The 25,476-nt window shown below is 62.0% G+C and carries 22 protein-coding genes; 16 read left to right on the forward strand and 6 right to left on the reverse strand.

Annotation, left to right across the window (positions count from 1 at the left end; all coding sequences use genetic code 11):
* Positions 1-166: 166 nt before the first annotated feature.
* A complete protein-coding gene (locus tag PTE30175_RS18965; RefSeq protein ID WP_150698634.1) occupies positions 167-478 on the reverse strand; it encodes a hypothetical protein in 312 nt (103 codons plus the stop codon).
* 183 nt (positions 479-661) lie between these two features.
* Here PTE30175_RS18965 and PTE30175_RS18970 point away from each other — a divergent pair, with 183 nt between their 5' ends.
* The 5 genes from PTE30175_RS18970 to PTE30175_RS18990 all read left to right on the forward strand — a co-directional run bounded on the left by PTE30175_RS18970 (position 662) and on the right by PTE30175_RS18990 (position 7,562).
* A complete protein-coding gene (locus PTE30175_RS18970) occupies positions 662-1,972 on the forward strand; it encodes an MFS family transporter (RefSeq protein WP_150698635.1) in 1,311 nt (436 codons plus the stop codon).
* A 310-nt stretch (positions 1,973-2,282) separates the two neighbouring features.
* Complete coding sequence (locus tag PTE30175_RS18975) at positions 2,283-5,555, forward strand: bifunctional diguanylate cyclase/phosphodiesterase (RefSeq protein WP_150698636.1); 3,273 nt, start codon at positions 2,283-2,285, stop codon at positions 5,553-5,555.
* Between the two features lie 172 nt (positions 5,556-5,727).
* Positions 5,728-6,255 (forward strand): DUF4142 domain-containing protein, encoded by a 528-nt coding sequence (locus PTE30175_RS18980; RefSeq protein ID WP_150698637.1) that lies wholly within the window; start codon positions 5,728-5,730, stop codon positions 6,253-6,255.
* Between the two features lie 8 nt (positions 6,256-6,263).
* The gene (locus PTE30175_RS18985; protein WP_420819659.1) at positions 6,264-6,608 is read left to right on the forward strand and encodes a cupredoxin domain-containing protein; all 345 of its coding nucleotides are present in this window, start codon (positions 6,264-6,266) and stop codon (positions 6,606-6,608) included.
* Positions 6,609-6,797: 189 nt separating this feature from the next.
* On the forward strand, positions 6,798-7,562 hold the full coding sequence (locus PTE30175_RS18990) for a ParA family protein (protein ID WP_150698726.1): 765 nt from the start codon (positions 6,798-6,800) through the stop codon (positions 7,560-7,562).
* A 36-nt stretch (positions 7,563-7,598) separates the two neighbouring features.
* Here PTE30175_RS18990 and bluB read toward each other — a convergent pair whose 3' ends face one another.
* On the reverse strand, positions 7,599-8,231 hold the full coding sequence (gene bluB / locus PTE30175_RS18995) for a 5,6-dimethylbenzimidazole synthase (RefSeq protein ID WP_150698638.1): 633 nt from the start codon (positions 8,229-8,231) through the stop codon (positions 7,599-7,601).
* 33 nt (positions 8,232-8,264) lie between these two features.
* On the reverse strand, positions 8,265-8,984 hold the full coding sequence (locus PTE30175_RS19000; RefSeq protein WP_150698639.1) for a FadR/GntR family transcriptional regulator: 720 nt from the start codon (positions 8,982-8,984) through the stop codon (positions 8,265-8,267).
* Between the two features lie 419 nt (positions 8,985-9,403).
* Between PTE30175_RS19000 and PTE30175_RS19005 the strand changes: the two genes are divergently transcribed.
* From PTE30175_RS19005 to PTE30175_RS19045, 9 genes are all read left to right on the forward strand, one after another.
* Positions 9,404-10,237, forward strand: coding sequence for an NAD-dependent epimerase/dehydratase family protein (locus PTE30175_RS19005; protein WP_150698640.1), 834 nt, complete (start codon positions 9,404-9,406; stop codon positions 10,235-10,237).
* The gene (locus PTE30175_RS19010) at positions 10,234-11,232 is read left to right on the forward strand and encodes an SMP-30/gluconolactonase/LRE family protein (protein WP_150698641.1); all 999 of its coding nucleotides are present in this window, start codon (positions 10,234-10,236) and stop codon (positions 11,230-11,232) included. The genes PTE30175_RS19005 and PTE30175_RS19010 overlap by 4 nt, the downstream gene beginning before the upstream one ends.
* A gap of 55 nt (positions 11,233-11,287) precedes the next feature.
* Positions 11,288-12,466, forward strand: a complete 1,179-nt coding sequence (locus tag PTE30175_RS19015; RefSeq protein ID WP_150698642.1) for a porin — start codon at positions 11,288-11,290, stop codon at positions 12,464-12,466.
* 65 nt (positions 12,467-12,531) lie between these two features.
* Positions 12,532-13,686: a mandelate racemase family protein gene (locus tag PTE30175_RS19020; RefSeq protein WP_150698643.1), complete on the forward strand. Its 1,155-nt coding sequence runs from the start codon at positions 12,532-12,534 to the stop codon at positions 13,684-13,686.
* A 65-nt stretch (positions 13,687-13,751) separates the two neighbouring features.
* Positions 13,752-15,362 (forward strand): ABC transporter substrate-binding protein, encoded by a 1,611-nt coding sequence (locus PTE30175_RS19025; protein WP_224788861.1) that lies wholly within the window; start codon positions 13,752-13,754, stop codon positions 15,360-15,362.
* A gap of 48 nt (positions 15,363-15,410) precedes the next feature.
* Positions 15,411-16,460, forward strand: a complete 1,050-nt coding sequence (locus tag PTE30175_RS19030; RefSeq protein ID WP_150698644.1) for an ABC transporter permease — start codon at positions 15,411-15,413, stop codon at positions 16,458-16,460.
* Positions 16,457-17,377, forward strand: coding sequence for an ABC transporter permease (locus PTE30175_RS19035; RefSeq protein WP_150698645.1), 921 nt, complete (start codon positions 16,457-16,459; stop codon positions 17,375-17,377). Before PTE30175_RS19030 ends, PTE30175_RS19035 begins: the two co-directional genes overlap by 4 nt.
* A 20-nt stretch (positions 17,378-17,397) precedes the next feature.
* Complete coding sequence (locus PTE30175_RS19040) at positions 17,398-18,255, forward strand: ABC transporter ATP-binding protein (RefSeq protein ID WP_150698728.1); 858 nt, start codon at positions 17,398-17,400, stop codon at positions 18,253-18,255.
* A 15-nt stretch (positions 18,256-18,270) separates the two neighbouring features.
* Positions 18,271-19,014 (forward strand): ABC transporter ATP-binding protein, encoded by a 744-nt coding sequence (locus PTE30175_RS19045; RefSeq protein ID WP_224788872.1) that lies wholly within the window; start codon positions 18,271-18,273, stop codon positions 19,012-19,014.
* A 55-nt stretch (positions 19,015-19,069) separates the two neighbouring features.
* Here PTE30175_RS19045 and PTE30175_RS19050 read toward each other — a convergent pair whose 3' ends face one another.
* The 3 genes from PTE30175_RS19050 to glnA form a co-directional block, all read right to left on the reverse strand.
* The gene (locus tag PTE30175_RS19050) at positions 19,070-21,820 is read right to left on the reverse strand and encodes a UPF0182 family membrane protein (protein ID WP_150698647.1); all 2,751 of its coding nucleotides are present in this window, start codon (positions 21,818-21,820) and stop codon (positions 19,070-19,072) included.
* Between the two features lie 10 nt (positions 21,821-21,830).
* The gene (locus PTE30175_RS19055; protein ID WP_150698648.1) at positions 21,831-22,274 is read right to left on the reverse strand and encodes a cupin domain-containing protein; all 444 of its coding nucleotides are present in this window, start codon (positions 22,272-22,274) and stop codon (positions 21,831-21,833) included.
* Between the two features lie 110 nt (positions 22,275-22,384).
* Positions 22,385-23,887 (reverse strand): type I glutamate--ammonia ligase, encoded by a 1,503-nt coding sequence (glnA, locus tag PTE30175_RS19060; RefSeq protein ID WP_150698649.1) that lies wholly within the window; start codon positions 23,885-23,887, stop codon positions 22,385-22,387.
* Positions 23,888-24,310: 423 nt separating this feature from the next.
* Here glnA and PTE30175_RS19065 point away from each other — a divergent pair, with 423 nt between their 5' ends.
* Entirely contained in the window at positions 24,311-24,838 is a 528-nt protein-coding gene (locus PTE30175_RS19065; RefSeq protein WP_150698650.1) for a hypothetical protein, read from the forward strand.
* Between the two features lie 180 nt (positions 24,839-25,018).
* On the forward strand, positions 25,019-25,459 hold the full coding sequence (locus PTE30175_RS19070) for an archease (RefSeq protein WP_224788862.1): 441 nt from the start codon (positions 25,019-25,021) through the stop codon (positions 25,457-25,459).
* The last annotated feature ends 17 nt before the right edge of the window (positions 25,460-25,476 follow it).

Genomic DNA, 25,476 nt, shown 5'->3' on the forward strand with positions numbered 1-25,476 from the left:
AGTTCAATGACGGACTGGCACCGGCTGTTGCGGAAGAAAAACTTAACGCAGTGTCCGGGATGAGTTGACCACTACACTTGCCCTTCTTTTGCAGCCGGTCGCCAAGGTGGGCAATGGCGGACAGCCGTCCCGCACCCCGTCACTGAGCAACCGCCCCAACGCTCGATCAGGCCGTCACGAAATGGCCCTTGCCCAACTCTAACTCTAACCTTGTTGGCGGCTTGCGCCTTCGTCCATTACGGACATCCGGGCCGCTAGGCGTTTCCAAAACGATGGGAGATTCCCGCTGGATGTGGGTTTTCAGAGTGTGATTTGCGGCGTTTTGGAAACGCTGGAATGATGCTAAGTGCTTGAAACAGTGGATGATTGCAAAGGCTTTGTAATCATCAGGTGGCGGGTTCGAGTCCTGCAGCCGCACCAGTAAAATCAAGGGGTTACGAGAGAAATCTTGTAACCCCTTGTTCGTTTTCAGTGCCACGTAACCCCCTATGTGCCTGAACTCGATCTACATCAATCCATCCGGGTTAGCCCGGGCTTGATGAACCGATTCCGGTGCACGTGAAAACCGGCGACTGGCGTTATCATTCAATCCCGAAGGGTAGCTGAGCTGACCAGCCCCACCATATCGAATCAGCCAACGCAGCCACATATATTGACCCCAATGACTAATCTCTCCCCATCTACTGCGGATGCTCCCCCAACAGCCGGGGAGGAGCGCAAGCGCATCTTCGCCATCGTTGCGGCCTCGTCCGGCAACCTTGTCGAATGGTTCGACTTCTACATCTACGCTTTCTGCGCTATCTATTTCGCATCGTCCTTCTTTCCAAAGTCTGACCCGACGGCACAACTCCTGAATACCGCAGGTGTGTTTGCGGCGGGATTCCTGATGCGGCCAATTGGCGGGTGGTTATTTGGCCGGTTCGCTGACAAGCATGGGCGCAAGACGTCGATGGTCATCTCGGTATCGATGATGTGCTTCGGTTCCCTGCTTATCGCCAGCCTGCCTACCTACAACAGCATCGGCGCTTGGGCACCCGCGCTTCTGTTGGTCGCGCGCCTGTTGCAAGGCCTCTCGGTGGGGGGCGAATACGGAACAACAGCAACCTATATGAGCGAAGTCGCGCTAAAGGGCAGGCGGGGTTTCTTTTCGTCGTTCCAATATGTCACCCTGATTGGCGGCCAGTTGCTTGCCGTGCTTGTGGTCGTTGTGCTCCAACAGTTGCTCGACGAACAAGAACTGAAAAGGTGGGGCTGGCGAATCCCGTTCGTTATTGGCGCCGTCACCGCCGTCGTTGCCCTTTTTCTCCGCCGCACGCTTCAAGAGACAACTTCTGCCGCTACGCGTGGCAGCAAGGGAGCGGGTAGCGTGGCCGAAATATTCCGAAATCACAAAGCGGCATTCTTTACGGTCCTTGGGTACACGGCGGGTGGTTCATTAATTTTCTATACGTTCACGACGTACATGCAGAAATACCTCGTGAACTCCGCCGGAATGTCCATCAAGACCGCCAGCTACGTGATGACGGGGTGCCTCTTCCTCTACATGTGCATGCAACCGCTTTTTGGCGCCCTCTCCGACCGCATCGGACGGCGCAGCAACATGCTCATGTTTGGCGCTTTGGGCGCAGTGTCTACCGTACCAATCCTCACAGGTCTGGGAGCGGTCAATAGCCCGCTTGCTGCGTTCGCGCTGATTACCCTTGCGCTTGCTATCGTCAGTCTCTACACATCAATCAGTGGCATTGTGAAGGCTGAGATGTTTCCGACTGAAGTGCGTGCGCTGGGTGTCGGCCTGGCGTATGCCGTTGCCAATGCTATCTTTGGCGGTTCGGCCGAGTATGTCGCGCTCGGGCTGAAATCAATCGGTCACGAATCAAACTTCTACTGGTATGTCACGGCAATGATGGTCATCGTCTTCCTGGTCAGCTTTCGCTTGCCGCGACAGGCGAAGTATCTACACCACGAACCCTGACGGGACACTTCGCGGACAGTGGCTACCCGCTACGGTTCGATCCGGCTTGTCCCGAGCAGCAGATACCCGAATATGGTTTGTTCTAACTTACACTTTGCTTTGAACGCCTATATTGGAAGCGCTGATAGCGTGCGGTAGCGAACACTTGACGCATCGACACATTAGATAGTACAACGATGTCGTTCAATGTCGCTATTTCAAGGGGGGGCGCTATCAGGCACGAGGATGTCCAAAGCGCTCGCCCGGCAACAGTCGAGCACCGTTTTGGCATGCCATTGGTCAACCAGCGTACGCATTCCGGGGGGAACGTATGCGGCTGCGCTCCCGCCTACTTTCATTGCTGCCCGCCTGGATCGTTCTGGTGCTTGCGGTGGCCTCCTCCGTCGCCCTGTACCGGGTCAGCGGCCGCCTGGTCGAACGGGAAGTGCTCCTGAAGTTCGACAACCACGCCGGCGACGTTCAGGATCTGATCGAAACGCGCGTGCGACTCTATTCCGACGTGTTGGTGTCGCTCCAGGCGTTCTTCGCTGCGCGCGAGCACGTCTCGCGGCAGGAATTTCACGATTTCTATAATGGCCTGAACCTGTCCGAGCGCTACCCCGGATTCCAGCTCGTCAACTACGCAAGGTACGTGCCCGCATCTGAATTGGAGGGTTTCCTGGCCGGCCAGCGGGACGACCCGGTGCTGCGCGCGGCAGATATTTCCTTCATCGTGAAGCCGCCGGGCGCCCGTCCGGCTTACAACATTCTTACCTATGTCGAGCCGCTTGAATCGAATCTTGCGTCGCTCGGCGTCGATGTGGCGGCCGAACCGGCACGCTTGCGCGCCCTCGAACAATCGCGCGACACTGGCCAACTGCTCAGCAGTGGGCGCACCATTCGGCCGCAAGGCCCCCGCGCGACCACCGGCATCGCCCTGCGTCTGCCTGTCTATCGTAAGGGCATGCCCATCGGAACGGTCGAGCAGCGCCGGCTCGCCTACGTGGGTTCGGTCGGCGCCGGTATCCGCGTCGACGATTTGATGCGGGGCCTGCTGGATAACGTGCAGTTGCGTGAACTGCACTTCAAGATTTACGACGTCGGTCCGCTGGAAGCTGCCCCGCAGCCGCTGGGGGAAAGTCGCCTGCTGTTCGACAGCACGAACCTGCTTCCCAAGGAAAATCCACCGCGCCAGCTCGCCCAAGGCCGAACTATCAAGCGTCAGATGCCCCTGCGCTTCGGGGGACGCAGGTGGATCATAGACTTTTCCGCCCAAGCGCCCAGCCTCATGGGGTCGGACCGCTATATACCGGATATCACGCTTGGCTGCGGCTTGGCGATCGCCATTCTGTTAAGTGTGCTGACCCACGTGCTGACACGCTCACGCGCCCGCGCCCTCGTGCTGGCCAATCAAATGACATACAGCCTGCGCGAGAGCGAGGTGGCGCTCGCCGAAGCGCAGCGTATTGCCCACTTGGGAAGCTGGAGCTATGACCCGCGCGATGGTGTCGTATCGTGGTCCGACGAATTGGCCAGGCTGCTCGGCAAGTCCAAAGGCAGAACGACGCTCGAGGATTTTCTCAGCTCGATCGATGTGGGCTATCGGACGCAACTGCTCGCGCGCATCGACGCCGCGCTATATGCGAATCAAGGGTTCGAGGTGGAAGTCCAATACCATGTCGCCAATGGCCGTGTCGGCTGGCTGCATCTGATCGGCCGCCCACCTGCGAGCGGCCAGCGTCACCTATTGCGTGGTACTGCGATGGAAATCACGCACCGAAAACTGGCCGAGCGGACATATCAGCTCGAGCACGCGGTGACGCTCCAACTCGCGATCGCCCGAACTGATACGGACATCATCGAGCCCATTGTCAAGACCTTATGCAACGGCATGCACTGGGACGCCGCGTCCTTCTGGCCCACCCGCGCGGGCGAAATCCAGGCCATGCCTCAGGCGCGTTTTACAGACCATCCGGGTCTGGGCCCGTGGTTGTCCCGAGGCCGCTCGCCGCTCGGCGATGATGCCCAGCAAATACCGGATAGCCCGAAATGGCGCAATCGCAAGACCGAACTGGCGGAATTGCCGCACGCCGAATGGCTTGCCGCGCAGGGCATCAGCACCATGCTTTCTTTCCCGCTACGCCTGGAATCGACGCTGCTCGGCGTGATGGAGTTCTATTCGCGCAAACGGTTGCCGGCTGACCGGAGCGCGCTTGCCGCTGCGGAATCCATCGTCAATCAGATCGAGCAATACATGCGCCGCCGGCGTGCCGAAGCGGACCTGCGCTATGTCGCGACCCATGACTCGCTGACCGGATTGCCGAACCGGCTGTTGTTCAACGATACATTGCAAGCCGTGTTGGCCAATGCTGCCCGGCAAGGCACGTCGTTCCACGTGATGTTCATCGATATTGATCAATTCAAGAACATCAATGACACGCTGGGCCATGATGTCGGCGACGAACTTCTGAGATCCTGCGCCGACCGCCTGCTTGGCGAGTTGCCGCACGTGGAAATGCTGGCCCGCCTGGGCGGCGACGAGTTTATCGTGCTCCTGGCGGATTCCCCCGATCGGCCTGGCCTGGTCGACACGCTCAAAGCGATCCTGGCGGTTTTCTCGGCGCCGGTCCTGATCAAAAGCACGGAAATGCAAGTCACGGTCAGCATTGGCGTCAGCACCTTCCCGCAGAACGGCACCGATGCGTCGTCGCTGCTCAAGCATGCCGATATCGCGATGTACCGCGCCAAGGAGCAAGGCAAGAATACCTACCAGATCTACGCCCAGCCGATGGGCGCCATGCTGCAGGAGCAGGTGAATCTCGAATCGCACCTGTGGCGCGCGCTGGCGAACAAGGAGTTCGAGCTGCACTATCAGCCCCGCCTGTCGCTGAAAACCGGCGAAATCACCGGCGTGGAAGCGCTGATTCGTTGGCGCCACCCGACGCTCGGCTTGGTGCCGCCGCTGCAGTTCATCCCGATCGCGGAGAAATCCGGCCTGATCGTGCCGATCGGCGCATGGGTCCTGCATGAGGCGTGCCGCCAGAACGCGGCGTGGCGTGCGCGAGGCCTGGCGCCGTTGCGGGTCGCCGTCAACCTTTCAGCGCGGCAGTTTATCCGCAACGATCTGATGCAGGGCGTGCTGTCGGCCCTGCGCGAGGCCGGCTTGCCCGCCGATGCGCTGGAGCTCGAGATCACCGAAAGCCTGATGATGAATCAGCCGGAACAAGTCAGCAAACTGCTGTCGCGCCTCAAAGCCAAGGGTGTGTCGGTCTCGGTGGACGATTTCGGCACAGGGTATTCCTCGCTGGGCTATCTGAAGCACTTCCCCGTGGACACGATCAAGATCGATCGCTCGTTCATCACGCACATCCCGGACAGTGAAAGCGACAAGCAAATCACGGCCTCCGTGATTGCGCTGGCGCATTGCCTTCATCTTGACGTGATCGCAGAGGGCGTGGAGACGGATGCCCACGTGACTTTCCTGCGCGAACACGGCTGCGACGAAATTCAGGGGTATCACTTCAGCAAACCACTGACAGCGAATGACATGACCCACCTCCTCGGGTCCCACAAAGCATCGGCCCTGAGCTCGGCCCTGGGCTGACAGGGATAAGCACCACCACGGTGCGTGTATCTCCATTGAGAAATATTCCCCATGAATGGCGCTCAATCCACGTTCGAACAGCAATGCTGCGATGTTGCGCAGACGGCTCGCCAATGTGTCAAAGTTTTCTATACTGCTTAGTGCCATCTCAATCCGAGGAGGACAACACGCCATGAAAATTGCAAGTATTGCACTCGCTAGCGCCATGCTAGTCTCGACGGGGGTAGTGCTGGCTGAGGATGCGCCTAACGATGCACAAATTGCCTCAATTGTTGTCACGGCGAATCAAGTCGATATTGACGCCGGCAAACTGGCCAAATCGAAGGCCTCCGCCAAGGACGTCAAGGCCTTTGCGCAACAGATGATCACGGACCACACCGGCGTCAACAAGTCAGCCAGTGATCTCGTGAAAAAACTCAAAGTCACGCCCGAGGACAATCCGACCAGCGCCAGTCTGAAGTCAGGGGGAGAGCAGAACCTGAAGAAGCTCAAGGGTGTCAAGGGGGCAGAGTTCGACAGTGCCTATATAGACAACGAGGTCGCGTATCACCAGGCCGTGATCGATGCCATGGATAAGACCTTGATTCCCAATGCCAAGAACGAAGAACTGAAAGCCTTGCTGGTAAAAGTGCGGCCTGCATTCGTGGCGCATCTGGAACACGCCAAGGAAATTCAGGGTTCGCTCGGCAAGAAGATGTGACTCACCGCGTGGCCGGCTCCGACATGCGATTTCGGGCTGCGACGCTGTGGATCATGGCGGGCCTGCTGCTGACGGCACCAGGTCTGCCGCCGCACGCCCGGCCCGTCATGCACACCGTGGTGATCGAGGGAACCCGTTTCGAACCCGAGACCCTTGGCATCCGGTCCGGCGACATCGTTGTGTGGGTCAACAAGGATCCCTTCCCGCACACGGTAACGGCACAAGCGGGTGAATTCGACTCGAAGAACATCGCGCCGGGCAAGTCGTGGAAGTATGTAGCCAGGAAGCGCGGCGTTTTTCCTTACATCTGCACATTACATCCAACCATGAAGGCCACCCTTCGAGTTGAATGAGCTGTTGCACCGGCCGCACCGACGGATGTTCGCGGGCGCGCAACCGCATGCCGATCCGCGTCCAGTGACGGGTGTTGCTCATCAACGACACATTTGTCCATGCCGGAAAATAACGGCTAGTATCCGCCCCGGTCCGCTGACTCAGGTATGCTGGGCGCTTTTGGACAGCTTCCGTTCGGGGGGGAGAACATGCGGCGCGTCGTGTTTAATCAGAAAGGTGGCGTAGGCAAATCGACCATCGTATGCAACCTGGCGGCCATCAGCGCCAGCGAAGGTCTGCGCACGCTGGTCATCGACCTGGATGCCCAGGCGAATTCAAGTCAATACCTGCTCGGCCCGCTGGCCAGCGATGCCCATCCCACCGTCGCCGGCTTCTTTGAAACCGCGTTGACGTTCAGCTTCAAGCCCGTAGAAGTCACGTCTTTCATCCATCCGACGCCGTTTGAGAACCTGCACGTCATGCCCGCTCATCCTGATCTGGACGCGTTGCACGGCAAACTGGAATCCCGCTACAAGATCTACAAGTTGCGTGACGCGCTCAACGAACTCGACATGTATGACGCGATTTATATCGACACGCCGCCGGCGTTGAACTTCTACACCCGCTCCGCGCTGATCGCGGTCGAGCGTTGCCTGATTCCGTTCGACTGTGATGATTTTTCCCGTCGCGCGCTTTACACGTTGCTGGAAAACGTGAAGGAGATCCAGCAGGATCACAACGTCGCGCTGGAGGTGGAAGGGATTGTCATCAACCAGTTTCAGCCTCGCGCAAGCCTGCCTCAAAAGCTGGTCGACGAACTCGTCAGTGAGGGCTTGCCGGTGCTGGCTTCGCGGCTGTCTTCGTCCGTGAAGATCCGCGAGTCGCATCAGCAGGCGACCCCCGTCATTCACCTCGATCCGGGACACAAACTTTCGCAGGAGTATCGGGCCCTGCATCGTGAACTGGCGGGATAAACGGTGCCACGCATCGTCACCTACCGGCCAATCACGTCACCAATGATTTTCGGACAGCATGGCATCCAGCGGCTGACCGCTGGCCCAGTTCTCCTGCTCAAGCATCGGCCGCTCGTAGAACGCATCGACGTGCCCCATGCAGAGCACGGCCACCGGCTTGGCGCCCGGCGGTAAACGTAACAGTTGACCCAACGGCACGGGGTCGAACAACGAAACCCAGCCCATGCCGATGCCCTCGGCGCGCGCGGCGAGCCACAGGTTCTGAATCGCGCAGGCGACCGAGGCGAGATCCATCTCCGGCAACGTGCGCCGTCCGAACACGTGCCGCTCGCGCCCGTCCATCAGCGCCGCAACCAGCACTTCGCCGCAATCGAGAATGCCCTCGACCTTCAGCCGCATGAATTCATCCTGCCGCTCGCCAAGCGCCTGGGCCGTGCGCCGGCGCTCTTCGTCGACCAGCGCGTGGATGCGGATTCGCAAGGCCGGGTCGGTGATGCGGATAAAGCGCCACGGCTGCATGTAGCCAACGCTCGGTGCCATATGCGCCGCTTGCAACAGCCGTTCGAGCAGCGCCGGCTCAATCGGGGCGGACCGGAAGTGACGCATATCGCGGCGCTCGCGGATGACGCGGTAGACGGCGGCGATTTCGTTATCGGAGTAGCGCTTCATATCTGGAACCCGGGTTTTCAGTCGCGATATCTGTCAGATCGCGTCCCCCTGACCGACGCGCCATGCCTGTTTCAGTCGTTCCCGGCTGTTCGACAGATGTGTGCGCATCGCGGCGCGGGCGCCCTCGGGGTCGCGCCGCGCGATGGCTTCGTAGATGTTGATGTGTTCGCTGTTGACCCGTGACATGTAGCTCGCCGGATCCAGGCGGGCGCGCGGTGCGATGGCAGGGTCGAGGTGCGACAGCACGTCGACGAAGTAGGGGTTGTCCGTCGCACGCGCGATCTGCAGGTGAAACTGGAAGTCGTAGGGTGCCGCGTCGTCGCCTGCGCGAGCGTGCAGGTCGATCGCGTCCAGCGCGCGCTTGATGTCCGCGAGGTCCTGTCGCGTGGCGCGCTGGGCCGCCAGGCCCGCACTCTCGGTCTCGATGCAGATGCGCAACTCCAGTATGGCGACGACATCGCGTTGTGTCTTCGCGACCGGCGACCTGAAGTCCAGCGCGGGAGCGGGACTCTGCAACACGAAGCTGCCGATGCCATGACGCGTCTCGACGAGGCCGGAGGCCTGGAGTCGCTGCAACGCCTCGCGAACAACGGTCCGGCTCACCCCTTGCGATTGCATCAAGCTGACTTCGGTCGGCAGCCTGTCGCCAGGACGCAGCGCGCCTGAACGAATCTGCTCGACGAGGAAATCAAACACGTCCTGGGCAAGGCCATGTGTGCGGCGTGCAGGAGGACTGGACGAAATCATGGACATGTTGGAGCGATTCGGGTGACGGCGGAGGTGTCCTGATTATACCGATTTGTGGGTTGTCTGATGACCGATAACGTAGGACTGCCGCAGTGTCTTTGCCGGTTCTGGGGGCGGTAAGTGTGCGAAGTCATCATACAACCTTCGGCCAAGGGAGCAAGGCGCGCTCAGGTTGGCCTGGCCTTGTATCTGTCATCCGGATTTCATCGGATGCGGACAATGTGTTGAAAGATCAATGGTATAAGCGCATATCATCCGCGGTCCCCGACAGCGAAAGGGTCTCGTTTTAAGGGTTTACTACTATAGGTCAAGTGTCGTTGAACGAATACCATGCGAATCATGTTGTATGACGACATGTTACGACGTACGATGACATGCCGGCGCACGATGCGCCGATCAATACCGATTCACGGAGCGAAGCCAGTATGACCTCGATGCGAGAAAGCGACCCCAAGCCTTTCAGGCGTTTATTGCTCACGGGCGCGGGCGGCAATCTGGGGCGGCAAGTGCGCCCCGCGCTGGGCCAGTGGGCCGAATACGTTCGGGTCAGCGACATCATCTCGCTCGGCGAAGCTGCGGCGCACGAGGAGGTGGTATTCGCCGACTTGAGCGACGAGTCGGCCGTCCAGGCGTTGATGCACGGCGTCGATGCCGTGGTTCATCTGGGCGGGATTTCCGTGGAAGCGCCATTCCCCGAACTGCTGGAAGCGAACATCCGTGGCACTTACCATCTCTATGCCGCCGCGCAGGCGGCCGGCGTGCGCCGCATTGTCTATGCAAGCTCGAATCATGTGACCGGCTTCTATCCCACGACGCAAGTCATCGATACCGAAGCGCCGGTTCGTCCGGATTGTCTGTATGGCGTCACGAAATGCTTCGGGGAGGCGTTGTCGCGCTATTACTTCGACCGCTTCGGGCTCGAGACCGTGTGCCTGCGCATCGGCTCGAGCTTCGAGGCGCCTCGCGACGCGCGCATGTTGGTCACCTATCTCAGCTTCCGGGATTTCATCGAAGCGGTCCGCTGCTCGCTGTTCGCGCCGCGCGTCGGACATTCGATCCTGTACGGCGTGTCGGACAATCGCACGAAGTGGTGGGACAACCGCCATGCGGCGCACCTGGGGTTTCGCGCGCAGGACAGTTCCATCCCGTTTGAATCGCAAGTGCCGCCGGCCCAGCCGTGCATCGGCGCCGACGATATTGCGCAACGCTACCAGGGCGGTACCTTCGTCCTGGCCGGTCCGATGGCGTCGAAGCGATGAGCTGCGCAATCGAGCATCTTCGGGTCGACCGCCTCGCGTCCGTGCCGGAGGCCGGTCCGTATGCGGTTGGCGAGAGCCCGGTGTGGCATGCGGCACAAGACGCGTTGTATTGGGTCGACATCACCGGGAAACGCATCGTGCGCCACGTGATCGAGACCGGCCGGCGGACGCATTGGGCCATCCCCGAGCAGGTCGGCTGCATCGCATTCGACGGCGCGGGTTCGGTACTTGCCGCCATGGAGTCCGGCCTGTTCGCAGTGCAGTTGTATGAGCCGCCTGCGGGCGCGCTCGAGGCCCACGCCTCGCTGCAGGCGTTGGCAAGTCCCCGTTTCCGTTGCCAGGGCATGCGCTTCAACGATGGCCGCTGCGACCGGCAGGGTCGCTTCCTTGCCGGCACGATGGTCATGGACATGTCGCTCGGCCTGGCCGCTGGCGAGTTGCTCCGCCATGACGCCGCCGCGCGGACGCTGGTCCCGGTAGTTGATGGCCTGATCGTCCAGAACGGCCTGGCGTGGTCGCCGGACGGCCGCACGATGTACCTGTCGGACTCCCATCCCTCGCGACGCCTGATCTGGACCTTCGACTACGACGTCGACGCCGGCGTACCCCATTCGCGGCGCGTGTTCGCCGACCTGAACCGGTACGTGGGACGCCCCGACGGCGCGACGGTTGACGAGGCCGGCGGGTACTGGATTTGCGCTAACGACGGCGCAGCGCTGTTGCGCTTCGCGCCCGACGGCAGGCTCGACCGCCAAATCGCACTGCCGGCCGCAAAGCCGGCGATGTGTGCGTTCGGCGGCAAGCGTCTCGACACCCTGTACGTGACGACGATCCGTCCGGCCGGCGCGAGCGCCGGCGAATACGACGGGCACGTGCTTGCGCTGCACGTCGGCATCGGCGGCATACCCGAACCGGTGCTGGGCGACTGTTTGCCGCGCACCTTGCCCGGTGACCCGATCGCCGGATCCGGCACGGCGCCCGGGCTCGACCCATGACGGCGCATGGTCTGACCGATGGTCCATTTTTCACCAGAAGAACCGAGGAGGTAGCATGATCAAGCTGGGCACCATCCCGATGGGCATGGCAGTGGCCGTTGCCGCTGCGATACCTGCGGTTTCGTCGGCACAAAGCAGCGTGACGCTGTACGGCGCCGTCGACAACGCGTTGGCCTATACCAATAACCAGAAGGGCAGTTCCAACGTGTACCTGAAGAGCGGCAGCCTGGAGTCCGCCAAGTTCGGTTTCAAGGGGCAAGAGGATCTGGGGGGCGGATCGCGGGCGTTGTTCCGGCTCGAAAGCGGCTTCAACCTCAATAACGGCATGATGAGCGACCAGGGGGCCATCTTCAGCCGCCTGGCATGGGTCGCCCTTGCCAACGACCGTTACGGTACGCTGACTTTGGGCCGGCAATACACGCCGTACCTGCTCTACGTGGGCGCGATCGGGGCTGCGCCGATGTTGACGGGCGCCACCGGCGCGCATCCGGGCGATATCGACCAACTCGACGTCGACAGCCGCGCGAGCAACGCCGTCACGTATTCCACGCCGGACATGAACGGGCTGCAGTTCAGCACCATGTATGCGTTGGGTGGCGTTGCCGGCGCGTTCTCTTCGGGCAATACCTTCAGTGCTGCCCTGAAGTACAACTACAAGACGCTCGATGCCGCGGTCGGCTACCTTCGCGTCACGAACAATGCCGTGGCCGGCACCTTCAGCACCACCGCGACGGGCACCTTCGACCAGTCGCCGATCAACGCAGGCTACGTCAGCGCGCATGCGGTCCAGTACATCGCCGCCGCGGCCCTGTATGGCTTCGGCGCGGCCAAGGTCGGGGTCAACTACGCCAACACCCAGTACAAGCCCGGCGTGGGTTCCCTGTTTACCGATACCGCCATCTTCAACAACTACGGCGTGATCGGCCAATATAGCGCCACCATCGCGTGGACGCTCGCCGCCGGCTACAGCTACACGCGGGCGACGGCATCCAACGGGGTGACCAACGCGGCGCGCTTCCACCAGTTCTCGTTCGAGCAAACGTACTCGCTGTCCAAGCGAAGCACTATCTACTTGCTCGAAGCCTATCAAATGGCCTCGGGGCAGACCCTGAGCGCTCAAGGAAAGGGCCATATCGTGAATTCGGTGGCCATGGTCGGGCGGACTTCCGAATCGACCCCGTCGTCCAACGGGCGTCAGTTCGTCGGCATGATCGGCTTTCGCCATGCCTTCTGACCGATGACGCGGTTCCCGAGCCGCACGGCTTGCAAAGACTACACACACTGATTCAGGAAAAGCATATGAAAGTTGAGCGCGTCCATGGCGTCGTATTTACGTATCCGACGCGTCGCTCGGTCGACGGCGAGGGGCATTCGCATCCCGGCGAGCAACGATTGGCCGAACTCGCCATGCTGACGATCGAGGCGGACGACGGCAGCACGGGCCACGCCTTCGCGCCGCCCGAGGTGATTCGTCCGTTTCTGCTTCAGTCGTGCATCGGCAAGTCGCTGGTCGGCCGGGACCCATTCATGCGCGAGCAAATCTGGCAGGACCTGGCGCTGCGGCAGCGCGGCAGCGCCGGGCAATTGACCGATCGTGCGCTGGCCGTGGTCGAGCAAGCCCTCTGGGACCTGGCGGGGCGAAAACTCGGCCAGCCGGTCTACAAGCTGATCGGCGGCTATCGCGACAAGGTGCCGGCCTACGGCAGCACCATGTGCGGCGACGACCTGCCCGGTGGCCTGGCGACGCCCGACGACTATGCGCGCTTCGCGCAAACGCTCGTGGCGCGCGGCTACAAGGCCATCAAGCTGCACACGTGGATGCCGCCGATCTCGTTCGCACCGGACCCCAAAATGGACGTCAAGGCTTGCGCCGCGGTACGCGAAGCGGTCGGCCCGGATATCGCCCTGATGCTTGATGGCTACCACTGGTACAGCCGCACCGACGCGCTCTACATCGGCCGGCAACTCGAGGCACTGAACTTCACCTGGTTCGAGGAGATGATGAACGAGCAAAGCATCGCCTCATACGCGTGGCTCGCCAATCAGCTCGACATTCCGATCGTCGGCCCCGAATCGATGTCAGGCAAGCACCACACGCGCGCCGACTGGGTGGCCGCGGGGGCTTGCGACATCCTGCGCGCCGGCGCGGCCGGCGTCGGCGGGATCACGCCGACGCTGAAGGTCGCGCATCTGGCCGAGTCCTTCGGCATGGATTGCGAGATCCATGGCAACGGTGCCGCCAGCCTGGCAGTGATCGCGGCCGTCAAGAATTGCCGCTGGTATGAGCGAGGCCTGTTGCATCCGTTCCTCGACTACGACGAAGTGCCCGCGTACCTGAACACACTGCCGGACCCGATGGACAGCGATGGCTTCGTGCACCTGTCGAGCGCTCCGGGGCTCGGCGAAGACATCAACTTCGACTACATCGCCGTGAATACCGTACGCACGTATTGACGTTACGATAGGACAATGCCGCCGGACCAATGATCCGGCGGCCAGCGCATGCAAGGAGACACGCGGTGAAATCACCGTATTCGTTAGCCGCCGCCATCGCCTTGTGGCTGGCGTGCGTGATGCCGCTCGCCCCGGTTCGCGCCGCGACACCGGCCGATCAGTTACTGGTCGGCATGAATATGAACAACGTGCTGACGCTCGATCCGGCCGCTGCGACCGGCAACGATGTGGTACCGGTCGCAGCGAATCTCTACGACTATGTAGTGGAGCTCGATCCACGCGATGTCACCCGGGTATTGCCCGCCGTGGCAGATCGCTGGACCATTGCCGCCGACCGTCGCAGCATCGCTTTCAAGATCCATCCGGGCATCCGCTTCCAGTCGGGCAATCCGTTGACGGCCGACGATGTCGCCTGGTCCTTGCAGCGCACGTTGAAGGTCAATCGCGCCCTGGCCTCTCCGTGGAAGAGCTACGGGTTCACCGCGAAGAATGCCGAGCGCCTGATTCGCGCCGTCGATCCTGCCACGCTGGTCATCGACCTGCCGATTGCGGTCGATCCCGGTATGGTGATCTATACGCTTGGCACGTCGATCGGCGCCGTCGTGCTGGATCGCCGCACGGTCCTGGCGCATGAGCGCAACGGCGACCTCGGCGCCGCATGGCTGACCACCCACACCGCCGGGTCCGGGCCGTTCGCGCTGGCGGACTGGAAGCCGGAGGATGTGCTGACCCTGCAGCGCTTCGACGGCTATTGGCGTGGCCCGGCCAAGCTGCGGCGCGTGGTCTTGCGGCACATCCCGGAATCGCAGTCGCTGCGCCTGATGATCGATCGCAGCGACGTTGATGTGGCGCTCGGATTGTCTGCGCCGGACCTGGTTGCGCTGCGGCGCGACGCGGCAGTGAACGTGCAGTCGGTGGCGGGCGGCTCGATGTACTATGTCGCGCTCAGCATGAAGGACGCAAGATTTGCGGACAAGCGTGTGCGCGAAGCCATTCGCAGCCTGATCGACTACGAGGGCATCAACCGGTTCGTGATGCCGGGCTATGGCGTGCCGCACCAGCGTCCCGTGCAGGCCGGACTGCCGGCCTCGCTGCCTGATCCCGGTTACCGCCTCGACGTGCCCAAGGCGCGGCGCCTGCTGGCCGAGGCGGGATATCCCGACGGCTTTGCGGTCGACATCAGGGTCCTGGCGGACGCGCCTTTCCTCAATATCGCGACGTCCTTGCAGGCCACGCTCGCGCAAGCCGGGATTCGTGCCAACGTGCTCACGGGTACCGGCAACCAGGTGTACGGCGCCATGCGCGAACGCCGCTTCGAGATCGTGGTCGGGCGCGGCGGCGGCGGCCTCGAGCCCGATCCATACTCGAACCTGCGAGCGCTCGTCTATAACCCGGACAACCGCGACGCGGCCAAACTGACGAATTTCCAGGGCTGGCGTACCGCCTTCTACGACCCGGAGATCAATCGTCTCTTCACGGCCGCGCAGGCGGCAAGCGACCCCACCGAGCAGACTGAAATGTATCGGCGCGTGCAGCAGCGCTACGCCGACGTTGTGGGGCCGATCTTCCCGATTTCGCAGACCACCAATACCGTGGTGCTGGCCAAGCGCGTGGAGGGCTACGAATTGAGCCCGGTGTGGACGACGCACCTGCGCTCCGTCAGCAAGCGGCCATGACGGCGCCCTCGCGCTGTCGAATCACGGTACTTCCATTTGCTACTCGACATGTTGACATCCCGCTTAGCCAGACGCTTTTTTCATGCAGACGCGCACTGGCGTCACCTGCGCCGCCTGGGCAAGGTCGCCGTCAGCCTTCTGGGCCTGCTGACCATGACTTTTATCATCGGCCGCGTCATGCCGATCGACCCGGTCCTGTCCGTGGTCGGCCCGGACGCCGACCAGGCGACGTATCGCGAGGTCTACCATCAGCTCGGCCTTGACCGGCCGATCTGGACCCAGTACGGCTACTACCTTTCCCATCTGCTGCACGGGGACCTCGGGCGCGCGCTGTTGACGGGACGTCCGGTCGTCGAGGACATCCTGCGGGTGTTTCCGGCGACGGTGGAGTTGGCCACCGCGGCGATCGTGCTCGGTGCCGTGCTCGGCATCCCGCTCGGTGTGCTCGCGGCAATACGGCGCGGACGATGGGTGGACCATCTGATTCGCGTGACGAGCCTGCTCGGTTACTCGACGCCGATTTTTCTCGTTGGCATGCTTGCGCTTCTGCTGTTCTATCACTACCTCGGCTGGTCGGGCGGCGTGGGGCGCATGGCGCTCGGATTCGAGGGCGTCGTCAAGCCCGTGACCGGATTCCTCCTGATCGATGCGGCGCTGGGTGGTCATTGGGACGTCTTGCGCAGCGCCGTGCGCCATCTCATGCTGCCGGCCTGCATCCTTGGCGCGCATTCGACGGCATATATCAGCAGGATGACGCGCAGCTTCATGCTGGCCCAGTTGTCGCAGGAGTACATCCTCACTGCGCGCGTCAAGGGTCTGTCGGAGATGAGCGTGGTATGGCGGCACGCGTTTCCCAACATCCTCGTGCAGTTGTTGACGGTCGTCGCGCTGGTCTATGGCTCCCTGCTCGAAGGCGCGGTGCTGATCGAAAGCGTATTCGCCTGGCCCGGCTTCGGCCAATACCTGACCAGCAGCCTGTTGCTTGGCGACATGAACGCGGTGATGGGCTGCGTGCTGTTCGTAGGCCTTGTGTTCGTTGTACTCAACCTGATTACCGACTCGCTATACCCGATCGTCGACCCCCGGACCCGCTCATGACCTCTCATTCAAACCTGATCCCCGGCACCGCGGCTGCTGCTGCGGATACCGGCGGCACGCCGCGCGACGCGAGCAAGGCGCGCCGCGCGCCGCGCCGGGCGTGGCGTCGCCTGCTGCGCAACCCGCTGACATGCGCCGGCGCGATCGTGATCGCCGTGCTGATCCTGGCAGCCATCGTGGCTCCCTGGATCGCGCCGTACGATCCGTTCGCGCAAGACCTGCGCGATGGGCTCATGGCGCCGGGGGCGTCCCATTGGCTGGGCACCGACGAGTATGGCCGGGACGAATTGAGCCGTTTGCTCTACGGCACGCGCATCACGCTGTATGTCGTCGCACTGGTGAGCGCCATTGTCGGCCCGATCGGCTTGCTGGTCGGCACCGCCTCGGGATACTTCCGCGGCTGGGTCGACGCCGTGTTCATGCGGGTTACGGACATCTTCATTTCCTTTCCGAGCCTGGTGCTGGCGCTCGCATTCGTCGCCGCCCTCGGGCCCGGCATCGAGCACGCTGTCGTTGCCATCGCGCTGACGTCGTGGCCGCCGATCGCCCGACTGGCCAGGGCCGAGACGCTTTCGTTCAGGAATGCAGATTTCATCGCGGCGGTCAGGCTGCTGGGGGCGTCGCCATGGCGCATCCTGGTGCGTCACGTCTGGCCGCTTTGCCTGTCTTCGGTCATCGTGCGCCTGACGATGAACATGGCCACCATCATCCTGACGGCGGCCGGTCTCGGCTTTCTCGGCTTGGGGGCACAGGCGCCTTCGCCTGAATGGGGTGCCATGATTTCGTCGGGCCGCCGGTACATGATCGAATGTTGGTGGCTCGTGGCAGTGCCGGGTGTCGCGATCATGCTCGTGAGCCTGGCTTTCAACCTGCTTGGTGACGGGCTGCGCGACATGCTCGATCCACGTGGTGAATGAGGAGCGCAACGATGAACGTCATGCATGCCAATGTTGCGCCGAGTCAGGCGAAGCTCGAAGTGGAGCGCTTGCGGGTCGGCTTCCGCTCAGATACCGAGGTGTTCCAGGCCGTGCGCGATGTGTCGTTCACGCTCGGCCGCGAAAAGCTCGCCATTGTCGGCGAGTCGGGTTCGGGCAAGTCGACGGTGGGGCGGGCCCTGCTGCGCCTGCTGCCGCGCAACGCGATCATCGAAGCCGACGCACTGCGCTTCGGCAACACCGACCTCCTGCGGGTCAGCGAGAAGACGATGCACGGCATCCGCGGCCGCAGGATGTCGATGATCATGCAGGATCCCAAGTATTCGCTGAACCCGGTCAAGCGGGTTGGCGAGCAGGTCGCAGAAGCCTATCGCGCGCACTTTGCGGTCACCGCCGGCGATGCCCGCGCCCGCGCGCTCGACATGTTCGCGGCGGTGAGGATTCGCGATCCGCTGCGCGTGTACGACCTGTATCCGCACCAGATCTCAGGCGGCATGGGGCAGCGGGTAATGATCGCCATGATGCTGGTCACAGAGCCTGAGGTGGTCGTCGCCGACGAGCCGACGTCGGCGCTGGACATCTCGGTGCGGATGCAGGTGCTCGAGGTGCTCGACGAGCTGGTCGAGACGCGCGGCCTTGGCCTGATCTTCATCAGCCATGATCTGAACATGGTGCGCCACTTCTGCGACAGGGTGTTGGTGATGTACTCGGGGAGCGTGGTCGAATCGATCGCCGCGGCGGAACTTCAGAATGCCCGCCATCCCTATACGCGCGGCTTGCTCGACACGCTTCCGAGCATGACGCACCGCCGCGAGCGTTTGCCGCAACTGCAACGGGATCCGAGCTGGATCAAGGCATAGGTGTCTGACATGATAATGATCAACGTCGCCGGTCTCGGCCTGACATTCGGCGCGGGCGAACAGGCGCACCAAGCTCTGCGCGACATCCATTTCGCCGTGGAAAAAGGGGAAGCGTTCGGCTTGGTGGGCGAATCGGGATGCGGCAAGAGCACGATCCTGCGTTGCCTGGCTGGCCTCTATGAGCACTGGCACGGCACGATCGAGATCGACGGGGCCGCAGTGGGGCCCAAGCTCGACCGCGCTCGCTGCCGCCGGGTGCAGATGGTGTTTCAGGACCCCTACGGTTCGCTGCATCCGCGACATACGATCGAGACGGTGTTGGCCGAGCCGCTGAAGATCCATCGCCTCGGCGACGTCGACGACCGGGTCGACCAGGCTTTGGCAAGCGTGGGCCTGGACACGTCGTTTCGCCAGCGCTTCCCGCATCAGTTGTCCGGCGGGCAACGCCAGCGCGTGGCAATCGCGCGTAGCCTGATGCTGGAGCCGCAGGTGCTCTTGCTCGATGAACCGACCGCCGCGCTCGACGTCTCGGTACAGGCCGAAATCCTCAACCTGCTGGCGGATCTGCGGCGAACGCGGGGCCTGACATACGTGCTGGTCACGCATGATCTCGGGGTCGTCGTGCATTTGTGCGATCGTCTGGCCGTGATGCGGCAAGGCGAGATTGTCGATACCTTGCCTGCGCAGCGGCTGCTCGACGGCGCAGCGAGGCATCCGTATACGACCACGCTGGTTCAAGCCTCCTTGCAGCACTGCTGATCTGGATCATACGGCGCTGAAGGTGTGAGCGCAGGTGCTTTCAATCGCACTCAGGTCATTTCTGATCGTCGGGACGGCCGACGCCGAGCGCCTCGAGCAACGGCCGGAGGGCATTGAGTTCCGCGCCGAAACCGCTCCAATCTCCTGCCTTCAGTCGCTCGATGGCGCGGTCATAGTGGGCGAGTGCCTCGCGGGCGCGCGCGTCCGCCGTGCCCCGGGGCGGTGACGGCACCGGAGCCGTCTCCTTGAAGAGCGCTGCCAACGCTTCGCCCAAGGTCTCCTCCATCACCACGCGGTCGCCATAGGCCGCGATCACCCGCTTTAACTCGGGCAACTGACCGGACGCCGCGCGCAGGTAAAGCGGGGAGACGTAGAGGATCGAGTTCTCGATCGGCACAACCAGCAGGTGGCCGCGGATGACGCGCGAGCCCATCTGGTTCCACAGCGAGATCTGCTGGGAGATCTCGGTATTTTGCTGGATGCGCGCCTCGATCTGGAACGGCCCATAGACCAGCTTGTCCTTGGGGAAGGTGTAGACGATAAGCTTGCCGTACTCGGGCGGATCGCAACGCGCCGCCAACCAGGCGATCATATTCTCGCGTTGGCTCGGCACCATCGGTAGCATCAGCACGAATTCGGCGCGCGGCGCCCCGGGAAGCCGCATGATCATGTAGTAAGGCGTCATCGTCATGCTGGGGGTATTCCCGCCATCAATGCCGGCCAATCCCCGGGGGAACGCCCAGAGATCCTCTCGATTGTAGAAGACTTCCGGCGCATCCATATGGTAGGCGCGGTAGAGTTGCGCCTGGATCAGGAACAGATCCTCGGGGTAGCGGATATGCTGTTGCAGGTCGTGTGGCATCGTGTTCAAGGGCTTGAACAGACCCGGGAAGATCTGCTGGTACGTCCGCAGGATCGGATCGGCAGGATCGCTGACATAGAAGTCGACCGTGCCGTTATAGGCATCGATGACCACCTTGACCGCGTTGCGGATGTAATTGGCGCCGTCGCCGAAACTTGGCTGCGCGTACGGGAACCAGCGGCTGGTCGTATAGGCATCCTGAATCCAGAAAAGGCGCCCGTCGCTCGCGACGATATAGGGGTCATGGTCAAGGCCGAGGAACGGGGCGATTGTACGCACCCGGTCCTGAATGTTACGGTGGAGCAGGATCCGGCTCCCGTCCGTGATGTAGCCGGTAAGCAGGATGTTGGGATCGCCGAACTCCCAGGCGAAGAGGCTGCGTCGCGCCACGCTGCCAATGGCGACACCGTCGCGCCCGCTGTATGTCGTGTAGACGTTGTCCTTCCCCTTGGGGTAGTCGAATTCGGGAATGCTGCCCTTCACGATGACGTAGTCCTGACCACCGCCGCCGAAATAGACGCGCGGTTCGTGGATGGTCGGTCCGCCGTTGGCGACGGGCGGAATATCCTGAAGAAAAAGGTAAGGCAAACCTTCCGTGGATTTCTCGGTGACCGGCGACATCACGACACCGTTGCCGTGGGTGAACAGGAGATGCAGGTTCACCCAGGTATGCGCATTCTCCGGAAGCATCGCCGGCGCCAATTCGCGCGCCGACAGCATGACCTGCCGGTAGCCGGCGTCAAGCCGGTAGCGGTCGATGTCCACGGAGAGGAATTTGTAGTAGGTCCTGATTTCCTGCAGCTGCGCGTAGGTATCCATCAGCGGCTGCACGTCCCACAGGCGGACGTTGTCGATGGTCGCGCGATTGGCCTGAAGCGAGGCGAGATTCAGCCCCTGCTCGGCCGGGAACGGCTTTACCGCGATCCGCTCCAGACCGTACGCCTCCCGGGTAAGTGCGATATTGTGCGCGATGTAGGGCGCCTCCAGCTGTAGCTCATTCGGCTTGACGTAGAAGCGCTGGAACAGCGCCGGGTAGATCAGGGCGAACACAAACGAGCTGCCGAACACCAGTAGCGCCGAGGCGGCAGGAATTCGATAGCTGCGCCAGCGCATATTGGCCAACGAGGCGATGGATGCGGCAGTGGCAAGGGCGACGAGCAGCCACAGGACCGGCAGCTCGACGTGCACGTCGGCATAGCCGGCGCCGACCACGACGCCGTTGTCGCCGTAGAGCAGCAGAAAGCGGTCAAGCCCGTAAGACCAGGCCTTCAGGACAAAGAACAAACCGAGCAGCGCCGAGCCATGCGCAACCGCGGGCGAGTGTCCGCGCGGCCACTGCTCGCGCGCGATGTCGCCGCGCACCGCGTAGATAACGCCTGCGACGACCGTGCAGCCGAAGAGCACCTGCAGCAGCCAGTTCTTGAGTGCAATGTAGGCGGGCAGCGAGAAGAGATAGAAGCCGATGTCCTTGCCGAAGATCGGATCGCGCTCGTCAAAGGGCACCTGATGAAGGAAACGAAGCGCAATGCCCCAGCTCGAGATCTCGCCGGCGGCGATAGCCAGCCCCAGGAGGACGGCGGCGCAAGCGATGCCAAAGCGCCAAGGAATGCGCGGCGCGACCTGGTCGGCCAGTTCGCTTATGACCTCCCGCGAACCTGACAAAAAGACGGTTCCCGCTCGCGAGTTACCGAGGCTCCGCGCATAACGATGCGCCAGGAACCCCGACACCCAGATAGCGCCCGCCGAAGCAGCGAACACGGTGATAAACAGGAGCGCCTGGGCGGACAGGACCGTCCAGAAAACGTCGACATAGCCGACCGAAGAAAACCACAGCCATTCGACCAGGACACCCGTAACGCGCCCAACGACGATCAGGCCGACGACGGCGACGACCGCAACCGCGATTGCATTGCGTCTCGAGCGGGCTATCCGTGCAACGCTCATCGCCTGCGATTCATTGCGGCGGTGCCGGCACCAGCCCGTACCTGGTCATGACAGCGACAAGCTTGGCGCGGTCGGGCGGCCCGCCGGCATTGACGACGGCGCCGATATCGCGGAAATATTGTGCGCCGATGTCGGGCGTAAGGACGATCAGGGCGCGGGCTGTTTCACTATGCGGGTTGCTGAAGTGATGGACCGATTCGCGCGGGGTGTGCATCCATTCTCCCGGCGCCAGGTCCCGGACTTCCCCATCGACCGAGTACCGAAGTTTGCCCTCCAGTACATAGACACACTCTTCGTTATTTGTGTGGCTATGTGGCGGTGGAACACGCGCGCCGGGAAGCACAGTCAGCTCGAATACACCCATTCCGCCGGTGGCGGTCCCATCAATCAAGTACTGAATGGTTAACCCACCCAACTTGATCGCTTCAATTGGCGCTGCGCTTGCAGAAGTCATGGTGGGATTGCCTCAAGTTAACGACCGTCGTCTGCCCCCCGGCATGGTCATTGTAGGTTAGGGGTGCAGTTCGCGACGGACTTTCTGACCGAATGTCATCGCGTTCACCGTCAAATATCGAAATAGAGATAAAACTCCCATGGATGGGGGCGGAGCTTGACGGGTTCGACCTCTCGCTTCCGCTTGTAATTCAACCAGGTTTGAATCACGTCGTCGGTAAAGACGTCGCCTTTCTTCAGGAAGGCGTGATCCATGGCCAGCGCCGATAGCGCTTCCTCCAGGGATCCCGGGACTTGCGGTATATGCTCGGCTTCGGCTGGCGACAATTCGTAGATGTTCCGGTCAAGCGGATCTCCGGGGTCGATCTTGTTTTCAATCCCGTCCAGGCCAGCCATCAACATGGCCGAAAAGGCAAGGTAGGCGTTGGCGGAAGGATCCGGGCAACGGAATTCGACCCGTCTGGCATTGGGCGCATCCGAGTACATCGGGATCCGTGCTGCGGCGGAACGGTTGCGCTGCGACATGACGAGATTAACGGGCGCTTCATACCCCGGCACAAGGCGCTTGTAGGAGTTCGTGGTCGGGGCGCAAAACGCCATCAGCGCCGGCGCGTGCTTGAGCAAGCCGCCGATGTACCAGCGGCACAACTGAGACGTCAGGGCCCAGCCCTTGGCGTCATAGAAGAGATTTTCCTCGTTTCTCCAGAGACTTTGGTGGCAATGCATGCCGCTTGCATTGTCGGCGAAGAGCGGTTTCGGCATGAACGTCGCCACCTTGCCGTGCTTGCGCGCGATATTTTTGCAGATGTATTTGTACATCATGACGTTATCCGCCATCCGGGTCAGCGGCGCGAAGCGCATGTCGATCTCGTTTTGCCCGGCCGTTGCCACCTCATGATGATGTACCTCGACCTGAATACCCACGCGCAGCAGGGTCAGTGCGATTTCTGAACGAATGTCTTGCAAGGTATCGTGTGGCGGCACCGGGAAATAGCCCTCCTTGTATCGCGGCTTATAGCCGAGGTTTCCGCCGCCGTAAGCGCCTTCATCTCGCCCCGAGTTCCATTCGCCTTCAGAGGACTCTACATAGTAGTACCCGGAGTGCTGATCCTGCCCGAAGCGGATCGAATCGAAGATGAAGAACTCCAGTTCGGGGCCGAAATAACAGGTCGTGGCGAGCCCCGTCTGACGCAGGTAATCTTCCGCCTTTCTCGCCACGTAGCGCGGATCCCGCGTATACGATTGGCGGAGGACGGGATCCATGACGTCGCAGATGATCGAGAGCGTCGGCGTGTTGAAAGCGGGATCGACAAAGGCCGTCGTGGGGTCCGGTCTGAGCAGCATGTCGGACTCATGGATCTCCTGGAAGCCACGTATCGAGGAACCATCGAAGCCGATCCCTGCGCTGAACAAATCCGCATGGACCTCGGGCAGCGTGATGGAAAAGTGGTGCCAGAGTCCCGGCAGATCGGTGAATTTAAGGTCGATGATTTGGATGTTGTGCTGCTTGATCAGTTCGATCACTTCGTCTGCGCTGCCCGGCCGTTTGATGCGATAGCTGCCCGGTTCTACGGATACGGCGACGCGTGCTTCATGGATGGGCTGACTGGACATGTTCATCTCCTCTTTTTGGGTCCTGATTCGCCTGTCGTGCCGCGTGGCGCATTACCGTAAGGAACGCAGTGGGTGCGGCTGATCTCCCGCCGCTGAGTCGCGCCGTTGCCCTCGGTCCGAGGGGGCGCAATCCGTCATCGAAAGGCCGCGTTTCGGCCCGGTTTTCCGGGGGCTTTGAGTCTAACCATAGGTTGTGCAGGCCAAAAAACAAGCCCGCGCCCGTTTGCGCATGCCAATCGTTGCCCCTGCTCCCGATGAACGCGTGCCGGCGGACAATCACGGCACACCCGGACCCACCCGGCCACCGGGACACGCAATCGGCGACTTTTCGGGCCTAAATCGCCCGATTGGGCCGTTTTCTGTGCATTTTCTACAATGGATATCGGAAGCGGTGCATTTGCGCCGCGACGACAGGAGGTCGGTATGGAACTTCACATGCATTCGCACCAATTCACACGCCGAATGCCTGACTGGCGCGCCGCCGCGATCGCCGGGTTAGTCGCAGGGGTGGTCTTCCTGGTGCTCGACCTGCTCGCTGCATGGGCGATGAGCGGGAGCCTCTGGGGGCCGCCGCAAATGATCGCCGCCATCGTAATGGGGCGCGATGTGATCACGCAACCCGCCGTTTTCGGCGCGGGCGTCCTCGTGACAGCGCTGATCGTTCACTTCGTGCTGGCGGCCGTCTTCGGCCTGATTCTGGCGGTGATCATGGCACCGTTCCACTTTGACTCCAGCATTGGCATGTCCTCGCTGGTGGGTGCCGTCTTCGGTATCGCCCTGTATTTCATCAACTTCTATGGCATGACCCAGTTCTTCCCGTGGTTTGCGGAGGCCCGTGGTTGGGTGACTGCCGTGGTGCATATCGTGTTTGGCCTGGTGGCCGCCGATATGTATCTGAGACTGGAGCGCAAGGAGGGCGAACCTGCCGCGGAATCCGGCGCCCGGCAATAAGCTGCAAGACTCGAGGGCGCGCGCGTGGCATATGGACATGAGCACGCGTGATCGCCCCCAAGACCCTCGCACGTATGACAGGGGCGCCCATGCCAGTGGCGCCGGGATCGCTCGTGCCGGACAACGCCGCCCTGGCGGGCGCCTTGATTAATAGGACATGGAGAGTCGGCACGACGGCCGGTGCCGCATGCGGGGGACGATGTGCAGGCGTACTGGGAAACCTTCGCGCACGGGGCCGACATCGGCGTGCGTGGCGTGGCACAGAGCAAAGCGGACGCCTTTGCGCAGGCAGCCAGCGCGCTGACCGCGGTGGTGGCGCCACCGCAGAGTGTCACGCCTCTGACGCCGATACCGATCCACTGCGCGGCGCCAGACGACGAGCTGTTGCTGGCGGACTGGCTGAACGCGCTGATTTTCGAGATGGCCACGCGCCAAATGCTATTTAGCCGCTTCGACTTGTCAATCGACGCCAACGGGCTCACGGCCACCGTTTGGGGGGAAGGCGTGGATCGGGTGCGGCACCAGCCGGCCGTCGAAATCAAGGGGGCAACCTATACCGAACTCGCCGTGCGCCATCACAAGGACGGATCGTGGCTGGCGCAGTGCGTGCTCGATGTCTAGTGTCCTTTGGAGAAAAG

The sequence above is a fragment of the Pandoraea terrae genome (genome assembly GCF_902459695.1).
GTDB lineage: Bacteria > Pseudomonadota > Gammaproteobacteria > Burkholderiales > Burkholderiaceae > Pandoraea > Pandoraea terrae.